Raw genomic sequence first — 22,495 nt, forward strand, 5'->3', positions numbered from 1 at the left:
TGATGCTGACGATCGACCAACTGACCAACGAAATTGACGGCAAGGCGATCCTGAAAGGCCTGTCGCTCCAGATCAACGCGGGGGAAATCCACGCGATCATGGGGCCGAACGGCGCGGGCAAATCGACGCTGGCCTACACGCTGGGCGGGCGGCCGGGTTATGAAGTGACCGGCGGCACCGCGACGTTCGATGGTGCCGACCTGTTCGATCTCGACCCGCATGAACGCGCCGCTGCCGGCCTGTTCCTGGGCTTTCAATATCCGGTCGAAATCCCCGGCGTCTCCAACCTCCAGTTCCTGCGCGAAAGCCTCAACAGTCAGAAGCGCGCGCGCGGGGAAAAGGAACTGAATGGCGGCGAATTCATCCGCCTCGCCAAGGAAAAGGCCGCTTTGCTCGGCCTCGACATGGATATGCTCAAGCGCCCGGTGAATGTCGGCTTTTCGGGCGGCGAAAAGAAGCGCGCCGAAATGGTGCAGATGGGCATCCTCGATCCCAAGCTGGCGATCCTCGACGAAACAGACTCCGGGCTGGACATCGACGCGCTCAAGATTGTGGGCGCTGGCATCAACGCGATCATGCGCAAGCCAGAAAAGGCAGTGCTGCTCATCACCCATTATCAGCGCCTGCTCGACTATGTGAAGCCGGACTATGTCCATGTGCTGGCTGGCGGGCGGATCGTGAAGTCGGGCGGCCCGGAACTGGCGCTCGAACTGGAACGTGAAGGCTATTCTGATGTGGTTGGGGCCGAGGTGGTCGGATAACGGAATATCTGTCCTATCGCGGTGAAATGCGGGATAATATACTTAAATTACAAAGGCTTATACCGAAAACACCGTGCATATGGACGAAGTTGGACGAGTTTGAACCGCAAGGCATTGAAAACAAAGCGATGAACATGTTGGACCTTCCCACCCGCCGCGACGAAAGCTGGCGTTATAGCGACCTTTCGGCGCTCCAGAGCGTCTGGCCGCTGCCCGCGCCGGTGCGAATCGACGTTGCGGCGGGCGAAGCGGCGCATCACCATCTGTTGCAGGACGCAGCCGATGGCGCGACGGCGGTGCATGATTATGTCGTGACCGTGGCCGATGGCGCGCGCTGCGATTTTCATGTCCTCAACATTGGCGGCCAGCTGGGGCGAGTGACAATCGACGTGACGCTGGGCCGGGGCAGCCATTTCGAGCTGGGCGGCGCCATTCTGGGCAGCGGTGATCAGACGTTGGAAATCGTCACCAGCGTCACCCATGCGCAGCCCGACGCGACCAGCGGCCAGACGATCCGCTCGATCCTGAGCGAGCGCGCCACCGGCAGCTATCTCGGCAGGATCGCGGTCGCCCGCGACGCGCAGCGCACTGACGCCTTCCAGTCGGTCAAGGCCATGTTGCTGGATCGTACCGCGACCGCCAATGCCAAGCCGGAACTGGAAATCTATGCCGACGACGTGAAATGCGCCCATGGCGCGACCGTGGGCGAACTGGACAAGGCAGCGCTTTTCTACATGGCCTCGCGCGGGATGGACCCGGCGACCGCCAAGACGCTGCTGCTGCGCTCCTTCGTGGCGGGCGTGTTCGACAGCGTGGCGGATGAGGCGGTGAAGGACAGGCTCGAAGCGGCGGCGATCGCCAAGCTGGAGGCAATGGTATGAACGCTGTTCCATCCCACTCCGTCATCCCGGACTTGATCCGGGATCCAGGGCGGCACGCGTGGTGCGGGAGACTCTGGATGCCGGATCACGTCCGGCATGACGAGGAAGGTAAAATCCTGTGAGCGTCATCGCCCCCGAACGCCTGTCGCTCCGCGCCGATTTCCCCGGCGTGCTCGACTGGCATTATCTCGACAGTGCCGCCACCGCACAAAAGCCGCAGGCGGTGATCGACGCCATCGCCCGCGCCTATGGCCCCGACTATGCCACCGTTCATCGCGGCGTTTATGCGCGGTCCGCCAACATGACGCTCGCCTATGAATCGGCCCGGCGCAAGGTGGCCGGTTTCATCGGCGCGAAGTCGGACAGCGAAATCGTCTATGTCCGCGGCGCGACCGAAGGGATCAACCTGGTCGCGCAATGCTGGGCGGGCGAACAGCTGAAGGCGGGCGACCGCATCCTCCTGTCCACGCTGGAACATCACAGCAATATCGTGCCGTGGCAGATGGTGGCGGAAAAGGTCGGCGCCCATATCGACGTCGTGCCGCTGACCGATGATGGCCGGATCGATCTTGACGCGATGCGCGCCATGATCACGCCCCGGCATCGCATGGTCGCGCTCGCCCATGTGTCCAACGTGCTGGGCAGCGTGCTGGATTGCCGCCGCGCCGCCGACATCGCGCATATGGTCGGCGCGCGGATATTGATCGACGGTTGTCAGGCCGTGCCGCGCCTCGCCGTCGACGTGCAGGCGCTCGATTGCGATTTCTACGTCTTTTCCGCGCATAAACTCTACGGCCCGACCGGCATCGGCGTGCTGTGGGCGCGGCAGGAACTGCTCGACGCCATGCCTCCCTATCAGGGCGGCGGATCGATGATCGACAAGGTGACGTTTGAAAAAACGACCTACGCCCCCGCGCCGACCCGGTTCGAAGCGGGAACGCCGCATATCAGCGGCGTAATCGGCCTGTCGGCGGCGATCGACTATGTGCAGGCGATCGGGCTGGACGCGATCCACGCGCATGAATGTGCACTGGTGGCGCAGGCACGCGCGGCGCTCGACAATCTCAACAGCGTGCGGCTTTTCGGGCCGGACGACAGTGCGGGCATCCTCTCGTTTGAAGTCGAGGGGGTGCATCCGCACGATGTCGGCACCATATTGGACGAAGCGGGCGTCGCGATCCGCGCCGGGCATCATTGCGCCCAGCCGTTGATGCGCCATCTGGGCGTGGAAGCGACCGCACGGGCCAGCTTTGGCATTTATAGCGATCAGGGCGACGTCGATGCGCTGGTCGCGGGTTTGGAACGGGTAAGGAAGATCTTCGGATGACCGAGGCGAACAAGATCGTGGTGGAAGAGGTAGAGGCCGTTGACGCCCCGCCCAAGGCACGGGTGGAAGAAGCGCCGCGCCAGCGCGACTATCTCGACGGCTTCCTCGCCGCCAAGCCTGCTGAAGCCCCGGCGGGTGAACCGGGCGGCGATGTCTATGATGGCGTCATCGACGCGCTCAAGGATATTTTCGACCCGGAAATCCCGGTCAACATCTATGATCTGGGGCTGATCTATGGCGTCGATGTGTCGCCCGACAATCATGTCGTCGTCACCATGACGCTGACCACGCCGCATTGCCCCGTGGCCGAATCCATGCCCGGCGAAGTCGAACTGCGTGTCGGCGCCGTCCCCGGCGTCGGCGATGCACAGGTCAATCTGGTCTGGGATCCGCCATGGGATCCGGCCAAGATGAGCGATGAGGCCAAGCTGGAACTGGGGATGCTGTGATGACGACCGAGACCAAGACCCGCGCCCGCCCCGCCGCCGTCACGCTGACGCCCAGCGCCGAACAGCGCATCGCCGACCTGATGGCCAACGCGCCGGAGGGGACGATCGGCGTCAAGCTTTCCACGCCCCGGCGCGGCTGTTCGGGCCTGGCCTATTCGGTCGATTATGTGAGCGAGGAAGCCAAATTCGATGAGAAGATCGTGACGCCCGGCGGCACCTTCTACATTGACGGCGCGTCGGTGCTTTATCTGGTCGGATCGACGATGGACTGGGTGGAGGATGACTTCACCGCCGGCTTCACCTTCGCCAATCCCAATGCCAAGGGCGCCTGTGGCTGCGGCGAGAGCTTCACGGTCTAGTCTCTGTCTCCGTTCGTTTCGAGCGAAGCCGAGAAACGGTACGCACAGGTTTCTCGACCTTGCCTGTCCTGAGCGCCTGCCTTGGCAAGCAGTCGAAGGGCTCGAAACGGACGGAGGAGTATATTGCCTCATCTATTGATCTTTGGCCTTGGCTATACCGCGTCACGGCTGGCCGACCGCCTGCGATCGGATGGCTGGCGCATCACCGCCACCCGCCGTCATGCCGACGCAGACACGCTGGCCTTCGATGACGATCCCTCTGTCCGCGCGGCCATCGCCAGCGCCACCCATATCCTCTCCTCCGTCCCGCCCGCAGGTGATGTCGACCCGGTGCTGGCCCGCTACGGTACCGCGATAGCCGCCGCACCGGCGCGCTGGATCGGTTATCTCTCCTCCACCGGCGTCTATGGCGATACGCGCGGAGCGTGGGTCGATGAAGCCAGCCCGGTCGGCACCGGCCGCCGTACCGCCAGGGCGGAGGCCGACCAGTCCTGGGGCGCGTTGCGGCCTGATATGCGCCGTTTCCGCCTGCCGGGCATCTACGGTCCGGGCCGTTCGGCGCTGGACCGGGTGCGGGCGGGGAAAGCGCATCGCATCGACCTGCCCGACCAGATTTTCAGCCGCGTCCATGTCGATGACATTGTCGCAGGGATCATGGCTTCGTTCGATGGGCCGCCGGGCATCTATAATCTGGCCGACGACCTGCCCTGCGCGCAAAACCGGGTGATAGAGGCCGCCTGCGACATGCTGGGGATGGCCCATCCGCCCCTGCTGACGCTGGAACAGGCCGCGCTGTCGCCCATGGCGCTGGCCTTTTATGCAGAGAACCGCCGCGTCGCCAATGGACGCGCAAAACGCCTGCTTGGCTGGTCGCCACGTTACCCGACCTATGTGCAGGGGCTTGCTGCCTGCGACTCGACGGGTGCGTGATTCGGTTCGGCGCAAAGACTGGCCGCCGATTACCACTTGTTAACCACAGCGGCGCGATAGCGGGTTATCACTTGTCGGGACAGACTGATGGATCGCATCGACCATATTTTCGGCACGCTCAGCCAGCGGATGAGCAGCATGAAGCAACCCTGCCGTGCGATGCCAGCATCCGAACCGCTTTCCAGCCTGATCGACAAGGTCAACGCGGCCAAGCAGCGCTATCAGCCCGGCATGGGTCGTTAAAAGCTCAGGGTTCGCCCTTCGATTCCAGCATCCGTCGCTCGGCGAACCATTGTTGCAGCCTCTGGGCCGCACAGCCGGTGAAGCCGTTGCTGCCGATCACCGAACAACTGCCCGGCAGGGTCTGGCGCTGGACCTGTTCCATCGTCGCCACCTGGCTGCCCCAGCCGGGGCCACCCGCCACCGCCGGTTTTTCGCGCAACTTCTTGGGGATGCGGTAGCGCTCGGCTTCGGGCCTGCGCGCGCACACCACGATTTCGCTGTCATCCTTGCCCTTGGGGCAGGGATCATCGCCATAGACGATCAGGTTGAATATGCGGTCGGGCGGCGGTTCAGGCTGCGCCAGCACGGGCGTCGCCGGGATCAAAGCCGCCCCTATCAGGGCCAGGGACATAGACAGACGCATCATCGGAAAATCCTTCATTCGCCCCTGTCATTGCCCGCCTTGCCCGAAAGCGGAGACTCCTTGTCCAGACGCCGTTCGGCGCCCGGACCCGTCAGGGTTGCGATGCGGGCGCCGTATCCTTGGCCTTTTCCTCCGCCACGACCCGCGCTTCGATCGCTTCGCTGTCGGCGTCGATGGTGGACAGGCGCTTGGCGCGCTCGGCTTCTACCAGATCCTTCCAGCTGGCATTGTCGAGCGCCTGCCGTTCCGCCTTGGCCAGCCGCGCCAGCTGCGCGAAGCAGCCGGTTGCGCCGCCACCGCCGACCGGCGAGCAGCTTTCGGTGCCGGACCGCCCGACATATTCCATCGACCGCACCCGCTCGCCCCAGGCCTGTTTGCTGGGTTCATTGGGATCGCCGCGCAGCGGTTCGGGGATGCGATAGCGCTCTTCCTCCCCCTTGCGCGCGCACACGACAATGTCGTCGCCCTGGCTTTGCGGACAGGCATCGTCGCCATAAACGATGACAAGGTTGACCTTCTCCGTCGTCGGCGCGGCCGCCGCGGTGGGCGCGCTTGACGGCTGGGCCAGTGCGGGGCCGGCAGCGCTCATCAGCAACAGCGCGGCGATCATCGGTATCCTGGTCATCCGTCGGTCCTTTTCAGATGCGCTTTGATAGCGCGATGGCGGCCCGGCATCCCAAACGAATGGCGCCCGACAAGAGGGGGTAGGCAGGGGCCTGCTGCGCTCCATGCGCCAGCGCGGCATCGCGATGCTCGACTTCCTCTGCCTGAAAATCCGCGATGGCGGTGGAGAGTTCCGGATCGTCGCTGCCTAATTGCACTAATTGTTCGCCATAATGGCGGTCGATCTCCGTCTCGATCGCGGCGGTACAGGCCATGGCGGCCTTGGGACCGATCGCCGCCGTCACCGCACCCAGCGCAAAGCCCGCCACGTTCCAGATCGGTGCCAGCGCGGTCGGTCGCACGCCGCGCCGGGCGATCATGGCGTCGAACGTCTGGCGGTGGCGCTCTTCCTGCGCGGCCATGCCCGCAATGATGCGGGCATCGGGATGCCGATCGCCCATCACGGCAAGCTGCCCTGCATAGATGCGCGTCGCGCCGAACTCACCGGCCTGATCGACCCGCAGCATCGACGCGCGATCGGCGGGCTTGGGACGGCGACCGGGTCGGGGAAAATCCTGCTTCGCGCTCATGCATTGCGTCCTTTGCGTCCCAACAACGCCAAGATGGCGAGTGCGCCACCGACCGACAAGAGGCCGTTATAGCCCGCCAGCGATATGCCCAGCAGGCTCCATGGCGCAACATCGCAGCGGGTGATGGGCGTCGCCATGATCTGGGTCAATATATCGGCCGCATTGCCGCCGGTCGGCGATGTGGAGCAGGCGGTCAGCCCTTCCCACCAGCCATATTCGACCCCGGCATGGAACAGGCCGATGGCGCCGCTTATGGCGATGGCGATGGCGGCCAGCGTCGTGAACATCGCGCTGGTCCTCGGATTGCCCTTTGCCGCAAAGGCCAGCAGCGCCAGCGCGATCGCGGCCATATGCGGATAACGCTGCCACCAGCACATTTCGCACGGATGCAATCCGCCCACATATTGCGACGCATAGGCACCGCCCAGCAGCGCCACGGGGATCAGCAGCGCCAGGGCGCGAGCGAGGGGAAGTTTGCTCATCATCCCCGCTTAAACCCCCAGGCACCTTTCGTCATGCTGAACTTGCGGGATTCCCACACCATCCGCTCAGGGCGAACGGGAATGATAGGGACCCCCTTACTTCGCCCCCGGCTTCCTGGCCGCAGCCTGCGCGATGGTTGCGCCCGGCGTGCTGGCCAGGCGACCAATCGTCTTGAGCGCATAGTCGAGCTGGAAATCCTCGACGCCCTTCTTCTTCAATTCCTCGGCCGACATGGCAAAGCGCGGATCGTCCTTGGCATCTTCCTCCAGCGTCTTGTCGTCGGTCTTGATCTCGTTGATCAAATGGCGGCGCAAGTCGCTTTCGCGATATTTGGGGCGGTTCTTGTAATCGGGGTCGGACAGCTGCGGGACGCGGATGTCGGGCTGGATGCCCCCTTCCTGCACGCTGCGGCCCGAAGGCGTATAGTAACGCGCCGTGGTCAGCTTGAGCGCGGTGGTGTTCGACAGCGGCAACATCGTCTGCACGCTGCCCTTGCCAAAGCTGCGTTCGCCCATCACCAGCGCGCGATGCTGGTCCTGCAACGCACCGGCGACGATTTCGGATGCGGACGCCGATCCTGCATCGACCAGCACGATCACCGGCAGACCCTTCGCATCGTCACCAGGCTTGGCATAATAGCGTTCGACATCGCCCTTGGCCCGGCCGCGCTGCGACACGATCTCGCCGCGTTCTAGGAAAGCGTCGCTGACCGATACGGCTTCATCCAGCAGACCGCCGGGATTGGACCGCAGGTCCAGCACATAGCCGGTCGGCTTGTGGCCCAGCGACTTGTCGATGCTGCGGATCGCCTGCCGTACATCGGCACCGGTATTGGCAGAAAAGCTGACGATGTTGATGACGCCGATGCCGTTCTTCACTTCCCATTTCACTGGCTTCAACTGAATGATCTCGCGCGTCAGTGTCAGGTCGATCGGCTTGTCGCGTCCGGCCCGCACGATCGTCAGCTTCAGGCTGGTGCCCGGTGCGCCGCGCATCTTGTCGACCGCTTCGTCCAGCGTGCCGCCATAGATCAGCTGCCCGTCGATATGGGTGATATAGTCGCCCGCCTTGATCCCCGCGCGCCAGGCCGGGGTATCCTGCGTCGGCGCGATCACCTTGACCGCGCCATCCTCCTGCGTGACCGACAGGCCCAGGCCGCCATAGCTGCCCTCGGTCTGGGTCCGCAGATTCTGGAAATCGCGCGCGTCCAGGAAGCTGCTGTGCGGGTCCAGGCTGGCCAGCATCCCGTCGATCGCGCCCTTGATCAGCTTTTCATCGTCGACTTTCTCGACATAATCGCTGCGGACCTTCTGGAACACGTCCATGAATTCGTCGAGCGCCTTGTAGCTCGACGCCTCCCCATCGGCGAGCGCCGCGGTGGTGGCGGGAATGAGCGCAAGCGCCCCGAGCGCAAGTGTGCCCTGGAGGAAGGTGGATTTCATGGTTGTCCTTGATTCCGGCATCTGCGTTCCATCATAAGCCGATTCGCGTCCCGACGCAAAAGCGCGCTTCGACGAATGTTGCGTAGGGTCGATGAGCGTCAGGTTAATGAGCGCGCGATCCTCATCCCAGCCCCACCAGCGGCACGATGTCGACCGGACGGCCGTTGCGGCGCAGTTCTATGGTGATGGTGGGACGGCCAGGGCCGGTGATGGCGACCGGCTCGCCCTGCCGCACGCTGTCGCCCACTTGCGCGGTAATGCGATGCAGGCCGGTGATCAGCGTGGTCCAGCCCTGGCCATGGTCGATGATCAATATCTGGCCATAGCCGCGATAGGGCCCGGCAAAGGCGATGCGTCCGGCGGTCGGCGCGACCGCCTGCGCCCCCGGCTGCGTCACCAGCGTCAGCCCGCGTGAGCGGACGCCGCCATCATTCACCTCGCCCATGCCCGTGACCAGCTGGCCCACGACCGGCAGGCGATAGGGCGGCGGGCCGCGCATCGCCACGGCCCGGTCAGGGGCAGGGGCGTCGGTCTCGTCGGGGCGAGCCGGGCGCAGCAGCGGACCAGGCAGCGCAGCCAGCTTGTCGCGCAGGTCGCCCGCTTCCTCCAGCCGGTCCATCAGGTCGACAATGTCGCGCGCCCGCTCGCCCAGCGCCAGCGCCCGCTCGCTCTCCATCCCCGCATTGGTGCGATAGTCGCGCGCGGCCACCCGCTTCTGCGCCTCCAGCGCGGCGAGTTGGGCCTGTCTTTCCTTGCGCTGTTGCTGGCTGCTGGCCAGCGCATCGGCCGCCTGCTGCGCCGTCGCGCGCAGCGCCCGGCTGCGTTCCAGCTCGGCGCGCAGCCCCGCGGTACGCTGGCGGATCACCGGGAGTATCTGCCCCAGCACCGCGCGCATATGCACGGCATCGGTGATCGAGCCGGGCTGGACCAGCGCCAGCGCCAGCGGGCGGCGCGCCATCATCTGGAGCGCGGCGGTCAGGCGCACGACCGGTTCCTGCTTGGCCGCCAGCCGGGCCGCCTGCGCGCGCTGCATCCGCGCGACGATGGCGATGCGCGCCTGCGCGCCCGCTATGTCGGCTTCGGCCTGCTGGATGCGCGCGGCGATCGCGGCGGCGCGGCGGCGCGCCTGCTCGGCCTCGTCGCGCGCTGCGCTCGCCTGCTGGTCGAGCCGGGCGGACCGATCGCGCGCCTCGTCCGACTGGCGGCGCGCGGCCTTCAGCGCGGCCTGTTCCTGTTGCAATGTGGTGCCGGCGGTGCCGGGCAGGATGATAGCGTCGTCATCGGCGGCGGGCAGGCGCGACGCGGCCAGGACGCCAAGGCCCGCCATCATCGCGATCATGATCCCGCCCCGTGTCACCCGCCTATCCTTCGCGATGATAGGGGTGGTTGGCAAGGATGGAGCAGGCCCGCCACAATTGTTCGGCCAGCATCGCGCGGGCCATCATGTGCGGCCAGGTCATATTGCCAAAGGCGATCAGCAGGTCCGCATTCGCCCGTTCGGCGTCGTCAAACCCGTCCGCCGCGCCGATCAGGAAGCGGCATTCGCGCGTTCCCGCGTCGCGCCAGCCTTCGATCCGCCGGGCAAAGTCCATGGAGGATAGCTGCTTGCCCTTTTCGTCCAGCATCACCGTGACGGTGCCGGGCGCCTGCGGGGGCAGCTTGCCGCCCCGATCAGGCATTTCGGTGATCTTGTGCGGCATGGTCAGCCGCTTGACATAGCGGTCGACCAGTTCGGCTTCGGGCGACCGCCCGATCTTCCCGCGCGCGATGATATGGAGGAGCATTCAGCCTTAATCCGTTCACCCTGAGCGAAGTCGAAGGGTTCGGCTGAGCCGCAGGCGAAGCCACTTCGCTACGCTCAGTGGAAGGCTTCGACTTCGCTCAGCCCGAACGGCGTTGGGTTACGCTGTCCCCGCCACTGGCGCGTCGACGAAGCCCCACATCCGTTCCAGATTGTAGAAGCTGCGCACTTCGGGCCGGAACAGGTGGACGATCACGTCGCCCGCGTCGATCAGCACCCAGTCGGCGACCGGCAGCCCTTCGATGCGGCACGAACGGCCCGTGCCTTTCTTGACCCGCTCGGCCAGATGCTCGGCGATCGCCGCGACCTGGCGCGACGAACGACCGCTCGCAATCACCATATAATCGGCGATGCTGCTCTTGCCTTCGAGGGGGATGGAAATGGTTTCCTGGGCCTGGTCGTCGTCGAGCGACTGCATGACGAGGGCGTGCAGGGCGGCCACGCTATCGGCCGCTGCGGCCGTATCGTTGGCAATAAGGGGTCTGGTCAAAAAAGCTCCATTCTAGACGATCAGCCGACGCGTGAGCGGGTCCCGCACACGTGCATGTTCATATTCGCGATGCCAGAGGGGGTTCACCTGCCGAAACAGGGTCGCCGATCTTGGATCAGGGCGAAAGCGCAATAGCACGAGCGCCGGCGGTCTCCAATTCGTCCAGCCTGCTTTCTGGCAAGCGGGCAGGACGAAGCGCCGCAGCCAGTTCATGGCCACAGAGCCACGAGCAGCACCATCATAGCCCGGACGGGCGATCACGGCAATGGGCATTTGACGCGCTATGCCGCGCCAGTCCCTCCACTGGCTGAACTGCGCCAGATTATCGGCCCCCATCAGCCAGATGAAGCGGTTGCGCGGGTAGCGGCGGGTCAGCGCGCGCAGCGTGTCTGCCGTGTAGCGCGTGCCCAGTTGCGTCTCGATCGCGGTGGCGCGAATCGGGGCGCGCCGCGCGACCTTGCGCGCATGGGCCAGCCGGGCGGGCAGGGGCGTCATGCCTGCGCGGGGCTTCAGCGGGTTGCCCGGCGACACCAGCCACCAAATCTCGTCTAGCCCCAGCGCCTTTGCCGCGAACAGCGAAATCGCGCGATGCCCGCCATGGGCCGGGTTGAAGGAGCCGCCGAGCAGGCCGATGCGTGTCATAGCCCCGCCATGCCATCTGGCGCGGGTCGCTGCAATCGCGCTGCTGCCCGGTCAGGGTGCGGCGACGATCCCCCAGGGCGCGCTCCCGACGGCGATCGTCGCGCTCACCTGCGCCTTGGCCAGATCGATCACCGATACCGAATCGGACAGGCCATTGGCTGTATAGGCTTGGGTGCCATCGGCGCTGACCGCGACATGCCAGACCCGCCTGCCCACGGGCACATAGGCGCGGACTTTGCGGGTCGCGACATCGACCAGCGCGACATGATCGGCCCGGCCCAGCGCAACGATGGCGGTCCTGCCATCGGGGGTGAAACGGATGCCGCACGGCAGGATGCGATGCGCCGGGACGCCCGGTATCTCGAACCGCAGCGTCTCGCGCACCGCACGGCTTGTCGTGTCGATGATCTGGACAGTGCCGCCAATTTCTGCCGCGACCCATAATTGCGCGCCGTCGGCGGTGAATTCGACATGGCGCGGGCGCTGGTCGGTCGGGGTTTCGGCGACCATCTGGCGCGTGCCAAGGTCGATCCAGTTGACGACATTATCCTCTTCGGACGTCACTGCCACCCACTGGCCGTCCGGGCTTTGCGCCACCCCTTCCGGCTCGCCGCCGACATCGACCTGAAAGGCGACGGTGCGGCTGGCCAGGTCTATCGCCGTCAGCGCGGCATTATCCTCATTGGCGACGAAGAGCGTCTTGCCGTCGCGGGAGAGGGCAAATTGCTCCGGGTCTTGCCCAGATGGCAATTCCGCGACCAGTTTGCCGGTTGCGCGGTCGATCACCTGGACCGCATGGTCGGTGCTGGCGCACAGATAGAGGTAGCGGCCATCCTTCGACAGGGTGATGCCACGCGGGCGGCCGCCCACGGCCCAGGTCGCCGTCACCTGCCCCGACGCGGTATCGACCACAGACACGCTGTCCCCGCGCTCGTTGGAGACATAGAGGGTTTCCCCCTGCGCGGCGGTGGGCAGCGCCAGCCAGACGGCCCCGACGGCAATGCCGATGCGCTTCATATCCTGATCCTCTCACCGCTTTGGCCGCCATCCTATCGGCTGGTAACGATCGACGGGATTGTACCAATGGCCAATGGGCCGCGCGCCTGCCTTAGCCGATATTCCGGTCAACGAGAATCCGCGTGAGAGGATGACGCATATGAAACTGGGACGGATCGCGCTGCTGGGCGCCATTGCCACGCTGGGCATGACCGGGGCGAGCGCGCTGCTGGCGCATGGCGATGTCACGCCGCAAGCAGTCGACACGAGCGCGCTGCCGGAGATTGGCGAAGCCTGGCTCGAAAAAAACCCCTATAGCGGCAACGCCAAGGCGATCGAGATCGGCCAGTCGGCTTATGGTCAAAATTGCGCGCGCTGCCATGGGCTGGATGCGGAATCCGGCGGCATCGCGCCGGACCTGCGTTATCTGGAGGAAGGCGAATCCGGCGATCAATGGTTCGCCGAACGCTTCCGCCACGGCTCCAGCCATGACGGCAAGGTCTATATGCCGCCCTTTGGCGACGTATTGGGGCAAAAGGCCGGCTGGGCCATCCGCGCCTGGCTTGAAACCAAACATGAGGGATAGGGCGATGCTCACCCGTCGCGCCTTGATTGGCGGGGCGGGTGTGGCGCTCGCGCTGGCCGCGGGCCGCGGCAGCGCGGCCCCGTTGGCCAAGGTCAAGGCGCTCGGTACGTTGCGCGTGATCGTCTATCAGGACAACCGGCCCTGGTCGTGGGAGGAGGGCGGCAAGATCGTCGGTCTGGACGCTGACCTGGCGCAGGCGATCGCGGGCAGGCTGGGCGTGCGCGCCGACGTGGCCCAACTGGTCGCGGACGAAAGCGCCGATGACGATCTGCGCAACGGCGTGTGGAAGGGCGGTTTGCTGGGCTTCATGCCCGGCGACCTGATGCTGCATGTCCCCTTCGACCGGACCTTCGCGGCGCGCAATGATCAGGTTGCGATCATCGCGCCCTATTATCGCGAGAGTTTTGCGCTGGCCGGTTCCGGTGGCGCGGTCGCGCTGGAAGGGATGCCGACCGAGTGGCGCGGCCGCAAGCTGGCCGCTGAACTCGACTCCATCCCCGACTTCTATCTGACAGGCTCTTTTGGCGGCGTGTTGGCCAAGGATGTCGTCCATTATCCGACCGGATCGGCGGCGGTGGCGGCAGTATTGGCCGGGCAGGCGGACGCCGTGCTGGCGAGCCGGGCGCAGATCGAACACGGACTGCACGGTGCGGGCGCTGGCCGCGTCACGCTGCGCAAGGGGCCGCTGCCCGCTTTCACCTCGCCCGGTTGGGATATCGGCATGGCGGTCAAGGAAAATAGCCGCACGCTGGGCGACGCGGTGGAGGAGATCGTTACCGCCATGGCGGCAAGCGGCGAGATGAAGGCGTTGTTCGCGCGCTACGGGGTCAACTGGACCGCGGCCAACGCCGCAGGCTGAGCGCGGACCGCCAGTATCCCGACCCAAGGTCTAATTGTCGCTGATCGGGAGCGGCATAGTCTGCACAGAAATCGTGGGCGCCCAATGCGCCCGATTACACAGGGAGGATGGTTATGAAAGGACCGATCATGCGGGCGCTGTCGGGCGTCGCTGCGATGGCAATGGCGATGGGGGCCGCGCCGCTGGTGGCGCAAAGCGGGCCGACCGATGCCGATCTGATGAACGACGCCAAATCGACGGGCGACGTGCTGACATATGGCATGGGACCGCAGGCGCATCGCTTCAGTGCGCTCAATGCGATCAACAGCGGCAATGTGTCGAAAATGGTGCCTGTCTTCTCCGCCTCGCTGGGTGGTGAAAAGCAGCGCGGCCAGGAAGCGCAGCCGATCGTCTACGACGGCACCATCTATGTGACCGGCAGCTATTCGCGCCTGTTCGCCTTCGACGCGCGCACTGGCGAGGAAAAATGGCAATATGACGCCCGCCTGCCCGACGGCATCATGCCCTGCTGCGACGTGGTGAACCGGGGCGCGGCGATCTATGGCGACAAGATCATCTTCGCCACGCTCGACGCGCGCCTCGTGGCGCTCAACCGCCTGACCGGCAAGGTGATCTGGAACAAGCAGATCGCCGACTATAAGGAAGGCTATAGCGCCACCGCCGCGCCGCTGATCGTCAACGGCATGGTCATCACCGGCAATTCGGGTGGCGAATTCGGCGTAGTCGGCGCGGTCGATGCGCGCGACGTCAACACCGGCGAGCTGATCTGGCACCGCCCGGTGATTGAAGGCCATATGGGCACGCTCAATGGCAAGGATAATGGCATCACCGGCAAGCTGAACGCCAGCTGGCAGGGCGACCAGTGGAAAACCGGTGGCGGCGCGACCTGGCTGGGTGGCACCTATGATCCTGAAACCAATCTGCTCTTCTTCGGCACCGGCAACCCTGCGCCGTGGAACAGCCATCTGCGTCCCGGCGACAATCTCTACTCCGCATCCACCATCGCGATCGACCCGGCCACCGGCGTCATCAAATGGCATTTCCAGACCACGCCGCACGACGGCTGGGATTTCGACGGCGTCAACGAATTCATTCCCTTCGACGCCACCATCAACGGCAAGCCGATGAAGCTTGGCGCGAAGGCGGACCGCAACGGCTATTTCTTCGTGCTCGACCGGACCAACGGCAAGTTTGTCAGCGCCAGCAAGTTCGTGATGCAGACGACCTGGGCCGATGGCTTCAACAAGAATGGCAAGCCGAATTACATCGTGGAAGGCCGTCCGCCGGCACCGGGCGATGCAAAGGGCAAGCCGGTCTTCGCCTCGCCGTCTTTCCTGGGCGGCAAGAACTGGATGCCGATGGCCTACAGCCATGACACCGGGCTTTTCTATATCCCGTCCAACGACTGGGGCATGGACATCTGGAACGAGCCTATCGCCTACAAGAAGGGCGCTGCCTATCTGGGCGCGGGCTTCACCATCAAGCCGATTGCCGAAGATCATATCGGCGTGCTGCGGGCCATGGACCCCAAGACCGGCAAGATCGTGTGGGAATATAAGAACAAGGCGCCGTTGTGGGGCGGGGTGCTGACGACCGGGGGCAATCTGGTGTTTACCGGCACGCCCGAAGGCTATCTAAAGGCCTTCGATGCCAAGACTGGCCAGGAATTGTGGAAATTCCAGACCGGGTCCGGCGTGGTCGGTTCGCCTGTCACCTGGGAACAGGATGGCGAACAATATGTCGCCGTCATGTCCGGCTGGGGCGGCGCTGTGCCTCTGTGGGGCGGCGAAGTCGCCAAATCGTTCAAGGACATCAATCAGGGCGGCGCGCTCTGGGTGTTCAAACTGCCAAAGTCATAAGGAAGAGAATGTCATGATCGTCATGGGACGTGGCAGCTATGCAATGCAGGCTCCGGTACTGCCGCCTTGCGCTTTGCGGCTTGCCACATCCCATGACTTGGTCGATCATTCGGGCCAGGGGCAGGATATGGGCCAATATATGGGCGGCGAAGCGATCATGGAACGCGTGCTGATCGTCGATGACCATCCGCTGGTGCGCGACGGTTTGCGCAGCGTCATCGCGATCAGCTTCGACAATATCGAGATTTTCGAAGCTGCGACCCTGGACGAGGCGATCGCCACGCTGGAAAAGCAGGATAATTTCGATCTCATCCTGCTCGATCTCCACATTCCCGACGTACGGCGGCTGGATGGCCTCAAACTGCTGCGCGATCGCTTCCCGATCCTGCCGGTGGTGATGGTGTCGGGGGCGTTCGACCGCGCGATCGTGCAGGAGGCGCTGGCCGCCGGCGCGGCCGGGTTCATCCCCAAATCGCTCAAGCGCAGCGCCATCGTCGACGCCTTGCACCGGGTCGTGTCGGGCGAAATCTATCTGCCCGAAACCATGGGGGAAGGGGCAGCGCCGTCCGCTGACGAAGATGACATCACCCGTCGCATCGACAGCCTGACGCCGCAGCAGAAGACGGTCCTTGGCCATCTGGTCAACGGTCGCCTCAACAAGCAGATCGCCCACGACCTCAATGTGTCGATGACGACGATCAAGGCGCATGTATCGGCGATCCTGCAAAAGCTGGGGGTGCTCAGCCGCACCCAGGCAGTGATCAAGGCGAACCGGGTACATTTCCGCGCCGACTGACCCGGCACGACCTTCCATCTATTTCAGCATCGTCCGCAACAGCGCGCGCAACTGTGCAGGCTTGACCGGCTTGCTCAGCAGCGGGATGCCGCAGGCATCCAGGCGGACCTTCAGATCCTTGCCGCGATCGGCCGAAATCATCACCGCAGGCACCGGCCCGCCGAAATGGGCGCGCAGCCGGTCGATCACATGGTCGCCCGTCTCCCCGTCATTCAGATGATAGTCGATCAGGATGATGTCAGGCTTGGCGTCATCTGTGAACAGGGCGGTCGCATCGGCAAAGCCGCCCGCCGTCCGCACACTGCATCCCCAGCCGCCGAGCAGGGTCGACATGCCGGTCTGGATTGCCCGCTCATTGTCGATCACCAGCACGTTGAGACCCCGCATCGTGCGATCGCGTCCGGATATGTTCGGCTCGCTGTCGGGATCGGTCACCGGCTCACCCGCCGGCAGGCAAATCGCAAAGGTCGATCCACGACCGGGCGTCGATTCGAGCGTGATCGGATGGCCCAGCATGTCGCTCGCCCGCTTGACGATAGCCAGGCCCAGCCCCTTGCCGCTGGTGCGGGTGTCCAGCCGACGAAACTCCTCGAACACCAATGCCTGCTTGTCGAGCGGAATGCCGGGGCCGCTGTCGGTCACACTGATGCGCACGCCGTCCGGCCCGCTTTTGCAATCCACCCGAACCGATCCCTGCTGGGTATAGCGCAGCGCGTTGGACAGGAAATTCTGCAGGATGCGTCGCAACAGCCGGATGTCGGATTGCACCCATGCCGGTTCGCTGGCGATCACCAGTTCCAGCCCGCCAGCGCGGGCCATCGGGGCAAATTCGACGCGCAGCGTGTCGAGCAGTCGGTCTAGCCGGAAATCGCCAACCTCAGGCTGGATTGCGCCTGCGTCCAGACGGCTGATTTCCAACAGAGCCTCCAGCAGATCCTCGACCGAATCCAGCGCCGTCGACGTCTGGTTGACCAGCGCGCGGGTCGGCAGCGCCAGTCGCCGGTCGCCCAGCGCGGCGACAAACAGCCGCGCGGCGTTCAATGGCTGGAGCAGGTCGTGGCTGGCGGCGGCCAGAAAGCTGGTCTTGGACAGGTTGGCCTTTTCCGCCGCTGTCTTGGCGTCGCGCAACTGTGCCTCGATCGCGCGGCGTTCGGCGATCTCTGTCTCCAGTTCGGCGGTCCGCTCGGCCACCCGGCGTTCCAGCGTCTCGGCCGTTTCCTGCAAGCCCGCCTGCGCCCGCAACATCGCGGTGACGTCGGTAAAGCCGATTACCTGCCCACCCCGTTCCAGCGCAGTGCTGCGAAGCTCGAAGCTGCGCGTCCCTGCATGGACCAGCGCGTGGCGCGGATCGCCGCCGGGCTGGTCGCCCCGCCAGTCCAGGCACCCTTCATCCGCCATGCCCAGATGCTCGCGGCACCAGGCGACCAGCGCGCCATGGCTGCCGCTCTCCTGCGCCCAGCCGCCGGGCAGGTCGAGCAGATGCTGGAGCGCGTCGTTCCACGCCGCCACGCGCCCCTGCGCGTCGAACAGGCAGACGCCTTCGGACAGATTGTCGAGCGTGGATTGCAGGATCAGGTTACGCTCGGCCAGTTCCAGCGCCCGGTTGCGGGCGTCCTGCGCCTTCACCTCGGTAATGTCGGTATAAATGCCGACAATACCGCCTTCGCTCGTGCGCAACTCGTTGATCTGGACCCAGCGGCCATCCGACAGCGCCTGCACATGCCCGCCGTCCGCAATGCTGTGGCGCGCCAGCCGGTCCGATACCCAGCGGTCGGGCGCGACCAGCGATCCGAGCGCGTGATGATGCGCGGCGGCGAGCCGGACAATCTCGTCGAAAGACTGACCTTGGCGAATCTGGTCGGCAATTTCGGGCCAGAAACTCAGATAGGCCTCGTTGAACAGGACCAGCCTGTCCTCTGCATCGAACAGGACAAAGCCCTCATTGATCGAATCGATCGCGTCGCGCAGCCGGGTCTGGGCTTCCTCGGCGGTCGCATGGGCCTGGGCCAGCTCCGCATTGGCGGTGGCCAGACGGCCCAGCGCATCCTCCAGTTCGCCCGTCCGCTCTCGCACCATGGCTTCCAGCGTGATCGCGGTCTCGAACATCGAAAAGGCATTGCCGACCATATCGCTCGACCGTTCGACCCGGTCGATCAGCGCGGCATTGATCTTGCGCAGCTTGCGATTGTCTTCCCGCAACCTGTCCAGCTCAGTGTCGGTTTCCGCCCGCTTGCTCATTTCCCGATCGCAAGTCCGCTAAAGGTCTGGTTGACGTGCAGCGCATGATATTGTTCGCCATAGGTATTGAAGCCGATGACGCGATGACGGCCATAGAGTTCGGATACGGCCCGGCTGATCTGCCGCTGTTCGGCGTCGATCCGGTTCAGCACGCAATCGAACGCTATGATCCGGTCGACCGTGCCGACATGGGCGGCAATGTCGGTGAACATCGCCTCCATCCCCGCGATCCGGTCCACCGGCTCACCCACGGTCAGCACGATGCCTTCGTCGATCGCGCAGTAGAAGGTCAGGCTGCCGTCCGGGTTGGCGCTCTGGATCGAGCGGACATGATAGTCCCCGCCCGCCCGCACCATCGGCGGATGGGCGGCGTAGAAGGCCAGGCCCAGCGCTTCCCCGGCATGGCCCGCCAGCCGCAGATATTCCTGCGCAGCAGGCTCGGCATTGATTTCGGTGACGATCCGGTCCTGCGGGACAGCGCCCGTCACCACCATCTTGGCCGCGCCAGGGCGATAATGCTGCCCTTTGAACACATGGATCGGCCGGGGGGTGGACAGGATGGCGATCACGGCGGCGCGATGGTGGAAACGGCCGCCGTGGAAGATCGCTGTTTCGCGGAAATCGAGCCCGTCGCCTGACGATCCGCCGATCAGCGGTACATCGCCCAGCGCATCCTGGATCGTCATCGTCAGCAGTTCCTCGCGATGGGACAAGCCATCGACCAGAAACAGCGCGACATGATTGACCCGGTCACCCAGATGGCGGCTGTCGCGCTCCGCCACCGCTGCGAGCGATCGGATGGCTTCCCGCGCTGCGACCGGATCGAACGCATCAATATCGTCGAAACAATGGGACACCATATGAAAGCTGGCGGCCGGAAAGCCGATGACGCTCAGACTATCCTCGTCATAGCCCTGCTCGGTCAGTTCGCCCGAACTGGTACAGCCGATCGCGACCCGATGTTCGCCATGGCGGTTCACCGCACGGGCCAGCGCATCGCGATCGAAACGATGCGAACAAAATAGCAGCATGCCGGCCAATGGTGAATCACCCATGGCATGGGCGACTTGCGCCATCGCATCGGCCGGATCGGGCATGTGGCTCGACGCAAAGACAATATCCGCCGCCTCCACACTCATTTCGCTCTCTCCCATCGCATTCCCCTTTTTCTTAGGGGTTATGCACTGTGCTGCGCATTTGTCACGTCAGGCGATGGCGTTGCCTCTTGGTGGATCGCCGGCCGCTTCCAGCAGGGCGTTTTCGTCGTCGGTAAAAATGCGCGACCGGACGATGAAGCGCATCCCTTCCGGGCTTTCCAGCGACATGCCCGCGCCGCGCCCTGGCACAATATCGATCGTCATCTGGGTATGGCGCCAATATTCGAACTGGGCCGCGCCGATCCATACCGGCACTTCGCCCCCGACATGGCCCAGCAGCACGTCCTGCGCGCCCACCTTGAATTCGCCGCGCGGAAAGCACATTGGCGCGGACCCGTCGCAACAGCCGCCCGACTGGTGAAACATCAGCGGCCCATGCCTGTCGGTCAGCTGCGCGATCAGCGCCAGCGCTGCATCTGTCGCCAATATGCGGGGCGGAAGCGGGTTCGTCACAGCCAGGCTTTCCTTTACAAAAAGGGGCGGACGTCCGTTAGGGACGCCCGCCTGGGACGAAGGCGCTTACAGGGGAAAGGCAAGCGCCTTCGTTGCGACCCTTTAGAAGAAGCCCAGCGCCTTGGGGCTGTAGCTGACCAGCAAATTCTTCGTCTGCTGATAATGGTCCAGCATCATCTTGTGGTTTTCGCGGCCGATGCCCGACTGTTTGAAACCACCAAAGGCGGCATGGGCCGGATAGGCATGATAGCAGTTGGTCCACACCCGACCGGCCTGGATGCCACGGCCCATGCGATAGGCGCGGCTTCCATCGCGCGTCCACACGCCTGCGCCCAGACCATAGAGCGTGTCGTTGGCGATGGCGAGCGCTTCGGCCTCATCCTTGAAGGTGGTGACGGCCAGAACCGGACCGAAAATCTCCTCCTGGAATATCCGCATCCTGTTATGCCCCTTCAACACCGTCGGGGTGACATAATAGCCTTCGCTCAGTTCGCCATCCAGCTGCGCGCGCGCGCCGCCGGTCAGCAGTTCCGCGCCTTCGGCCAGACCAATCTCGATATAGGAGAGGATCTTTTCCAGCTGGTCATTCGACGCCTGCGCGCCGATCATGGTCGCCGGGTCGAGCGGGCTACCCTGCTTGATCGCCTTCACGCGCGCAATCGCGCGTTCGATGAACTTTTCGTAGATCGATTCCTGGATCAGCGCCCGGCTGGGGCAGGTGCACACTTCGCCCTGATTGAGGGCGAACATCGCAAAGCCTTCCAGGCACTTGTCGAAATAATCGTCGTCTGCATCCATCACGTCAGCAAAGAAGATGTTGGGCGACTTGCCGCCCAGTTCCAGCGTGACGGGAATCAGATTTTCCGACGCATATTGCATGATCAGGCGGCCGGTCGTCGTTTCGCCGGTGAAGGCGATCTTGCTGATCCGCTTGTTGCTGGCCAGCGGCTTGCCCGCTTCGACGCCAAAGCCGTTGACGACGTTCAGCACGCCGGGCGGCAGCAGGTCGCCGATAATGTCCAACAGCACCAGAACCGACATGGGCGTCTGTTCGGCGGGCTTCAGCACGATGCAATTGCCAGCCGCCAGTGCCGGGGCCAGCTTCCACACCGCCATCAGGATCGGGAAGTTCCAGGGAATGATATGGCCGACCACGCCCAGCGGTTCGTGGAAATGGTAGGCGATAGTGTCATGATCGATCTCGCTGATCGACCCTTCCTGGGCGCGAACGCAGCCTGCAAAGTAGCGGAAATGGTCGATGGCCAGCGGAATGTCGGCATGGGTCGTTTCGCGGATCGGCTTGCCATTGTCGATCGTCTCGGCCATCGCGATCAGGTCCAGATTGGCTTCCATCCGGTCGGCAATCTTGAGCAGGATGTTCGAGCGTTCCGTCGTGGAGGTCTTGCCCCAGGCATCCTTCGCCTTGTGCGCCGCGTCGAGCGCCAGCTCGATATCCTCGGCCGTTCCGCGTGCTATGGTCCCGACGACCTGGCCCGTCACGGGGGAAATATTTTCGAAATAGCCGCCCTTGACCGGGGCGACCCACTGGCCGTCGATATAATTGTCATACTGGTTGCGGATCAGCGTCTTGCCGGTGAACCGCTCCATCGCCTGCTGCAGCATCGTCCTACTCCTGTCCTGTCGAAATTGGCTGAAAACATGGCGCGGCGACCTGTGCCGGGCCATTGCACCTTGGGTCTATTTCACTTTTGCGAGCGCCGCCGTCATGCGCTTGGCGGCAAAGGGGGGCAGCTTGACCGCCTTGGCCGCTGCCAGGTCGGCGGCGGACACCTTGCCCACCTGGACCAGCGCGACCATGCCCATCGAATAATGGGGCATGCATTTTATGCCGTAGAGGCCAGGCTTGGCGACGGTCAGCACCATCTCCTTGTTCATCGCGCCCTTCACCGGCGTTGCGCCCGCGGGCAGCATGTTCGCCATCGTTTCGGCATTGTGGCTGGCGTCGGTCGGCTTGAAATGGATGGTATCGCCCGGCGCAACCTTCACGAAGGATGGTTCAAACACCATCGCCCCGTCCGCGCCCTGATTTTTCATATGGACCACAATGTCCTTTGCCGCAGCGGGCAGCGGCGAAAGGAGCAGGGCAGCGGCAAGGCCAGCTGACAGGCGCAGATGGATCACATCAC

The 22,495-nt window shown here is 64.4% G+C and carries 26 protein-coding genes; 11 read left to right on the forward strand and 15 right to left on the reverse strand.

The window, feature by feature from the left end; all coding sequences use genetic code 11:
- Positions 1–2: 2 nt before the first annotated feature.
- The 7 genes from sufC to CJD35_RS22685 all read left to right on the forward strand — a co-directional run bounded on the left by sufC (position 3) and on the right by CJD35_RS22685 (position 4,950).
- Entirely contained in the window at positions 3–761 is a 759-nt protein-coding gene (sufC, locus tag CJD35_RS06060; protein ID WP_026002477.1) for a Fe-S cluster assembly ATPase SufC, read from the forward strand.
- Positions 762–889: 128 nt separating this feature from the next.
- Positions 890–1,642, forward strand: a complete 753-nt coding sequence (locus CJD35_RS06065) for a SufD family Fe-S cluster assembly protein (RefSeq protein WP_026002476.1) — start codon at positions 890–892, stop codon at positions 1,640–1,642.
- A gap of 118 nt (positions 1,643–1,760) precedes the next feature.
- Positions 1,761–2,969: a cysteine desulfurase gene (locus CJD35_RS06070; protein ID WP_017183586.1), complete on the forward strand. Its 1,209-nt coding sequence runs from the start codon at positions 1,761–1,763 to the stop codon at positions 2,967–2,969.
- Positions 2,966–3,418: an SUF system Fe-S cluster assembly protein gene (locus tag CJD35_RS06075; RefSeq protein ID WP_017183585.1), complete on the forward strand. Its 453-nt coding sequence runs from the start codon at positions 2,966–2,968 to the stop codon at positions 3,416–3,418. Before CJD35_RS06070 ends, CJD35_RS06075 begins: the two co-directional genes overlap by 4 nt.
- Positions 3,418–3,777: a HesB/IscA family protein gene (locus tag CJD35_RS06080; RefSeq protein WP_017183584.1), complete on the forward strand. Its 360-nt coding sequence runs from the start codon at positions 3,418–3,420 to the stop codon at positions 3,775–3,777. The genes CJD35_RS06075 and CJD35_RS06080 overlap by 1 nt, the downstream gene beginning before the upstream one ends.
- 123 nt (positions 3,778–3,900) lie before the next feature.
- On the forward strand, positions 3,901–4,707 hold the full coding sequence (locus CJD35_RS06085; protein WP_026002475.1) for a Rossmann-fold NAD(P)-binding domain-containing protein: 807 nt from the start codon (positions 3,901–3,903) through the stop codon (positions 4,705–4,707).
- A gap of 87 nt (positions 4,708–4,794) precedes the next feature.
- The gene (locus tag CJD35_RS22685; RefSeq protein ID WP_017183582.1) at positions 4,795–4,950 is read left to right on the forward strand and encodes a hypothetical protein; all 156 of its coding nucleotides are present in this window, start codon (positions 4,795–4,797) and stop codon (positions 4,948–4,950) included.
- Between the two features lie 4 nt (positions 4,951–4,954).
- On the opposite strand, the gene CJD35_RS06090 is transcribed toward CJD35_RS22685, so the two are convergent.
- The 10 genes from CJD35_RS06090 to CJD35_RS06135 all read right to left on the reverse strand — a co-directional run bounded on the left by CJD35_RS06090 (position 4,955) and on the right by CJD35_RS06135 (position 12,421).
- Entirely contained in the window at positions 4,955–5,371 is a 417-nt protein-coding gene (locus tag CJD35_RS06090) for a hypothetical protein (RefSeq protein WP_017183581.1), read from the reverse strand.
- Positions 5,372–5,444: 73 nt separating this feature from the next.
- Entirely contained in the window at positions 5,445–5,978 is a 534-nt protein-coding gene (locus CJD35_RS06095; protein ID WP_026002473.1) for a hypothetical protein, read from the reverse strand.
- A gap of 13 nt (positions 5,979–5,991) precedes the next feature.
- The gene (locus CJD35_RS06100) at positions 5,992–6,546 is read right to left on the reverse strand and encodes a demethoxyubiquinone hydroxylase family protein (RefSeq protein WP_017183579.1); all 555 of its coding nucleotides are present in this window, start codon (positions 6,544–6,546) and stop codon (positions 5,992–5,994) included.
- Positions 6,543–7,028: a disulfide bond formation protein B gene (locus CJD35_RS06105; RefSeq protein WP_026002472.1), complete on the reverse strand. Its 486-nt coding sequence runs from the start codon at positions 7,026–7,028 to the stop codon at positions 6,543–6,545. The genes CJD35_RS06100 and CJD35_RS06105 overlap by 4 nt, the downstream gene beginning before the upstream one ends.
- Positions 7,029–7,124: 96 nt before the next feature.
- Positions 7,125–8,471 carry a S41 family peptidase gene (locus CJD35_RS06110; protein WP_017183577.1) on the reverse strand — a complete coding sequence of 449 codons (1,347 nt, stop codon included), beginning with the start codon at positions 8,469–8,471 and terminating at the stop codon, positions 7,125–7,127.
- 121 nt (positions 8,472–8,592) lie between these two features.
- The gene (locus CJD35_RS06115) at positions 8,593–9,810 is read right to left on the reverse strand and encodes a murein hydrolase activator EnvC family protein (RefSeq protein WP_095686911.1); all 1,218 of its coding nucleotides are present in this window, start codon (positions 9,808–9,810) and stop codon (positions 8,593–8,595) included.
- Positions 9,811–9,832: 22 nt separating this feature from the next.
- Positions 9,833–10,255: a 23S rRNA (pseudouridine(1915)-N(3))-methyltransferase RlmH gene (locus CJD35_RS06120; protein WP_017183719.1), complete on the reverse strand. Its 423-nt coding sequence runs from the start codon at positions 10,253–10,255 to the stop codon at positions 9,833–9,835.
- 117 nt (positions 10,256–10,372) lie between these two features.
- Positions 10,373–10,762, reverse strand: coding sequence for a ribosome silencing factor (gene rsfS, locus CJD35_RS06125; RefSeq protein ID WP_017183718.1), 390 nt, complete (start codon positions 10,760–10,762; stop codon positions 10,373–10,375).
- A 12-nt stretch (positions 10,763–10,774) separates the two neighbouring features.
- Positions 10,775–11,404 carry a nicotinate-nucleotide adenylyltransferase gene (locus CJD35_RS06130; RefSeq protein WP_017183717.1) on the reverse strand — a complete coding sequence of 210 codons (630 nt, stop codon included), beginning with the start codon at positions 11,402–11,404 and terminating at the stop codon, positions 10,775–10,777.
- 51 nt (positions 11,405–11,455) lie between these two features.
- Positions 11,456–12,421, reverse strand: coding sequence for a PQQ-dependent catabolism-associated beta-propeller protein (locus CJD35_RS06135; RefSeq protein ID WP_017183716.1), 966 nt, complete (start codon positions 12,419–12,421; stop codon positions 11,456–11,458).
- 139 nt (positions 12,422–12,560) lie between these two features.
- Here CJD35_RS06135 and pedF point away from each other — a divergent pair, with 139 nt between their 5' ends.
- The 4 genes from pedF to CJD35_RS06155 all read left to right on the forward strand — a co-directional run bounded on the left by pedF (position 12,561) and on the right by CJD35_RS06155 (position 16,500).
- Positions 12,561–12,986, forward strand: a complete 426-nt coding sequence (gene pedF, locus CJD35_RS06140; RefSeq protein ID WP_026002500.1) for a cytochrome c-550 PedF — start codon at positions 12,561–12,563, stop codon at positions 12,984–12,986.
- Between the two features lie 4 nt (positions 12,987–12,990).
- Positions 12,991–13,845 carry a substrate-binding periplasmic protein gene (locus CJD35_RS06145; RefSeq protein ID WP_017183714.1) on the forward strand — a complete coding sequence of 285 codons (855 nt, stop codon included), beginning with the start codon at positions 12,991–12,993 and terminating at the stop codon, positions 13,843–13,845.
- A gap of 113 nt (positions 13,846–13,958) precedes the next feature.
- Positions 13,959–15,704, forward strand: coding sequence for a methanol/ethanol family PQQ-dependent dehydrogenase (locus tag CJD35_RS06150; RefSeq protein WP_026002499.1), 1,746 nt, complete (start codon positions 13,959–13,961; stop codon positions 15,702–15,704).
- A gap of 13 nt (positions 15,705–15,717) precedes the next feature.
- On the forward strand, positions 15,718–16,500 hold the full coding sequence (locus CJD35_RS06155; protein ID WP_017183712.1) for a response regulator: 783 nt from the start codon (positions 15,718–15,720) through the stop codon (positions 16,498–16,500).
- Positions 16,501–16,518: 18 nt separating this feature from the next.
- Here CJD35_RS06155 and CJD35_RS06160 read toward each other — a convergent pair whose 3' ends face one another.
- The 5 genes from CJD35_RS06160 to CJD35_RS06180 all read right to left on the reverse strand — a co-directional run bounded on the left by CJD35_RS06160 (position 16,519) and on the right by CJD35_RS06180 (position 22,490).
- Positions 16,519–18,738 carry a hybrid sensor histidine kinase/response regulator gene (locus CJD35_RS06160; protein ID WP_086485827.1) on the reverse strand — a complete coding sequence of 740 codons (2,220 nt, stop codon included), beginning with the start codon at positions 18,736–18,738 and terminating at the stop codon, positions 16,519–16,521.
- Positions 18,735–19,877: an FIST N-terminal domain-containing protein gene (locus CJD35_RS06165; RefSeq protein ID WP_017183710.1), complete on the reverse strand. Its 1,143-nt coding sequence runs from the start codon at positions 19,875–19,877 to the stop codon at positions 18,735–18,737. Before CJD35_RS06165 ends, CJD35_RS06160 begins: the two co-directional genes overlap by 4 nt.
- Positions 19,878–19,943: 66 nt before the next feature.
- Positions 19,944–20,348 (reverse strand): DUF779 domain-containing protein, encoded by a 405-nt coding sequence (locus CJD35_RS06170; RefSeq protein WP_095686912.1) that lies wholly within the window; start codon positions 20,346–20,348, stop codon positions 19,944–19,946.
- Between the two features lie 102 nt (positions 20,349–20,450).
- Positions 20,451–21,971, reverse strand: coding sequence for an aldehyde dehydrogenase (gene adh, locus CJD35_RS06175; protein ID WP_095686913.1), 1,521 nt, complete (start codon positions 21,969–21,971; stop codon positions 20,451–20,453).
- A gap of 75 nt (positions 21,972–22,046) precedes the next feature.
- Positions 22,047–22,490, reverse strand: a complete 444-nt coding sequence (locus CJD35_RS06180; RefSeq protein ID WP_017183707.1) for a pseudoazurin — start codon at positions 22,488–22,490, stop codon at positions 22,047–22,049.
- Between the last annotated feature and the right edge of the window lie 5 nt (positions 22,491–22,495).

It is taken from the genome of Sphingobium xenophagum (genome assembly GCF_002288285.1).
GTDB lineage: Bacteria > Pseudomonadota > Alphaproteobacteria > Sphingomonadales > Sphingomonadaceae > Sphingobium > Sphingobium xenophagum.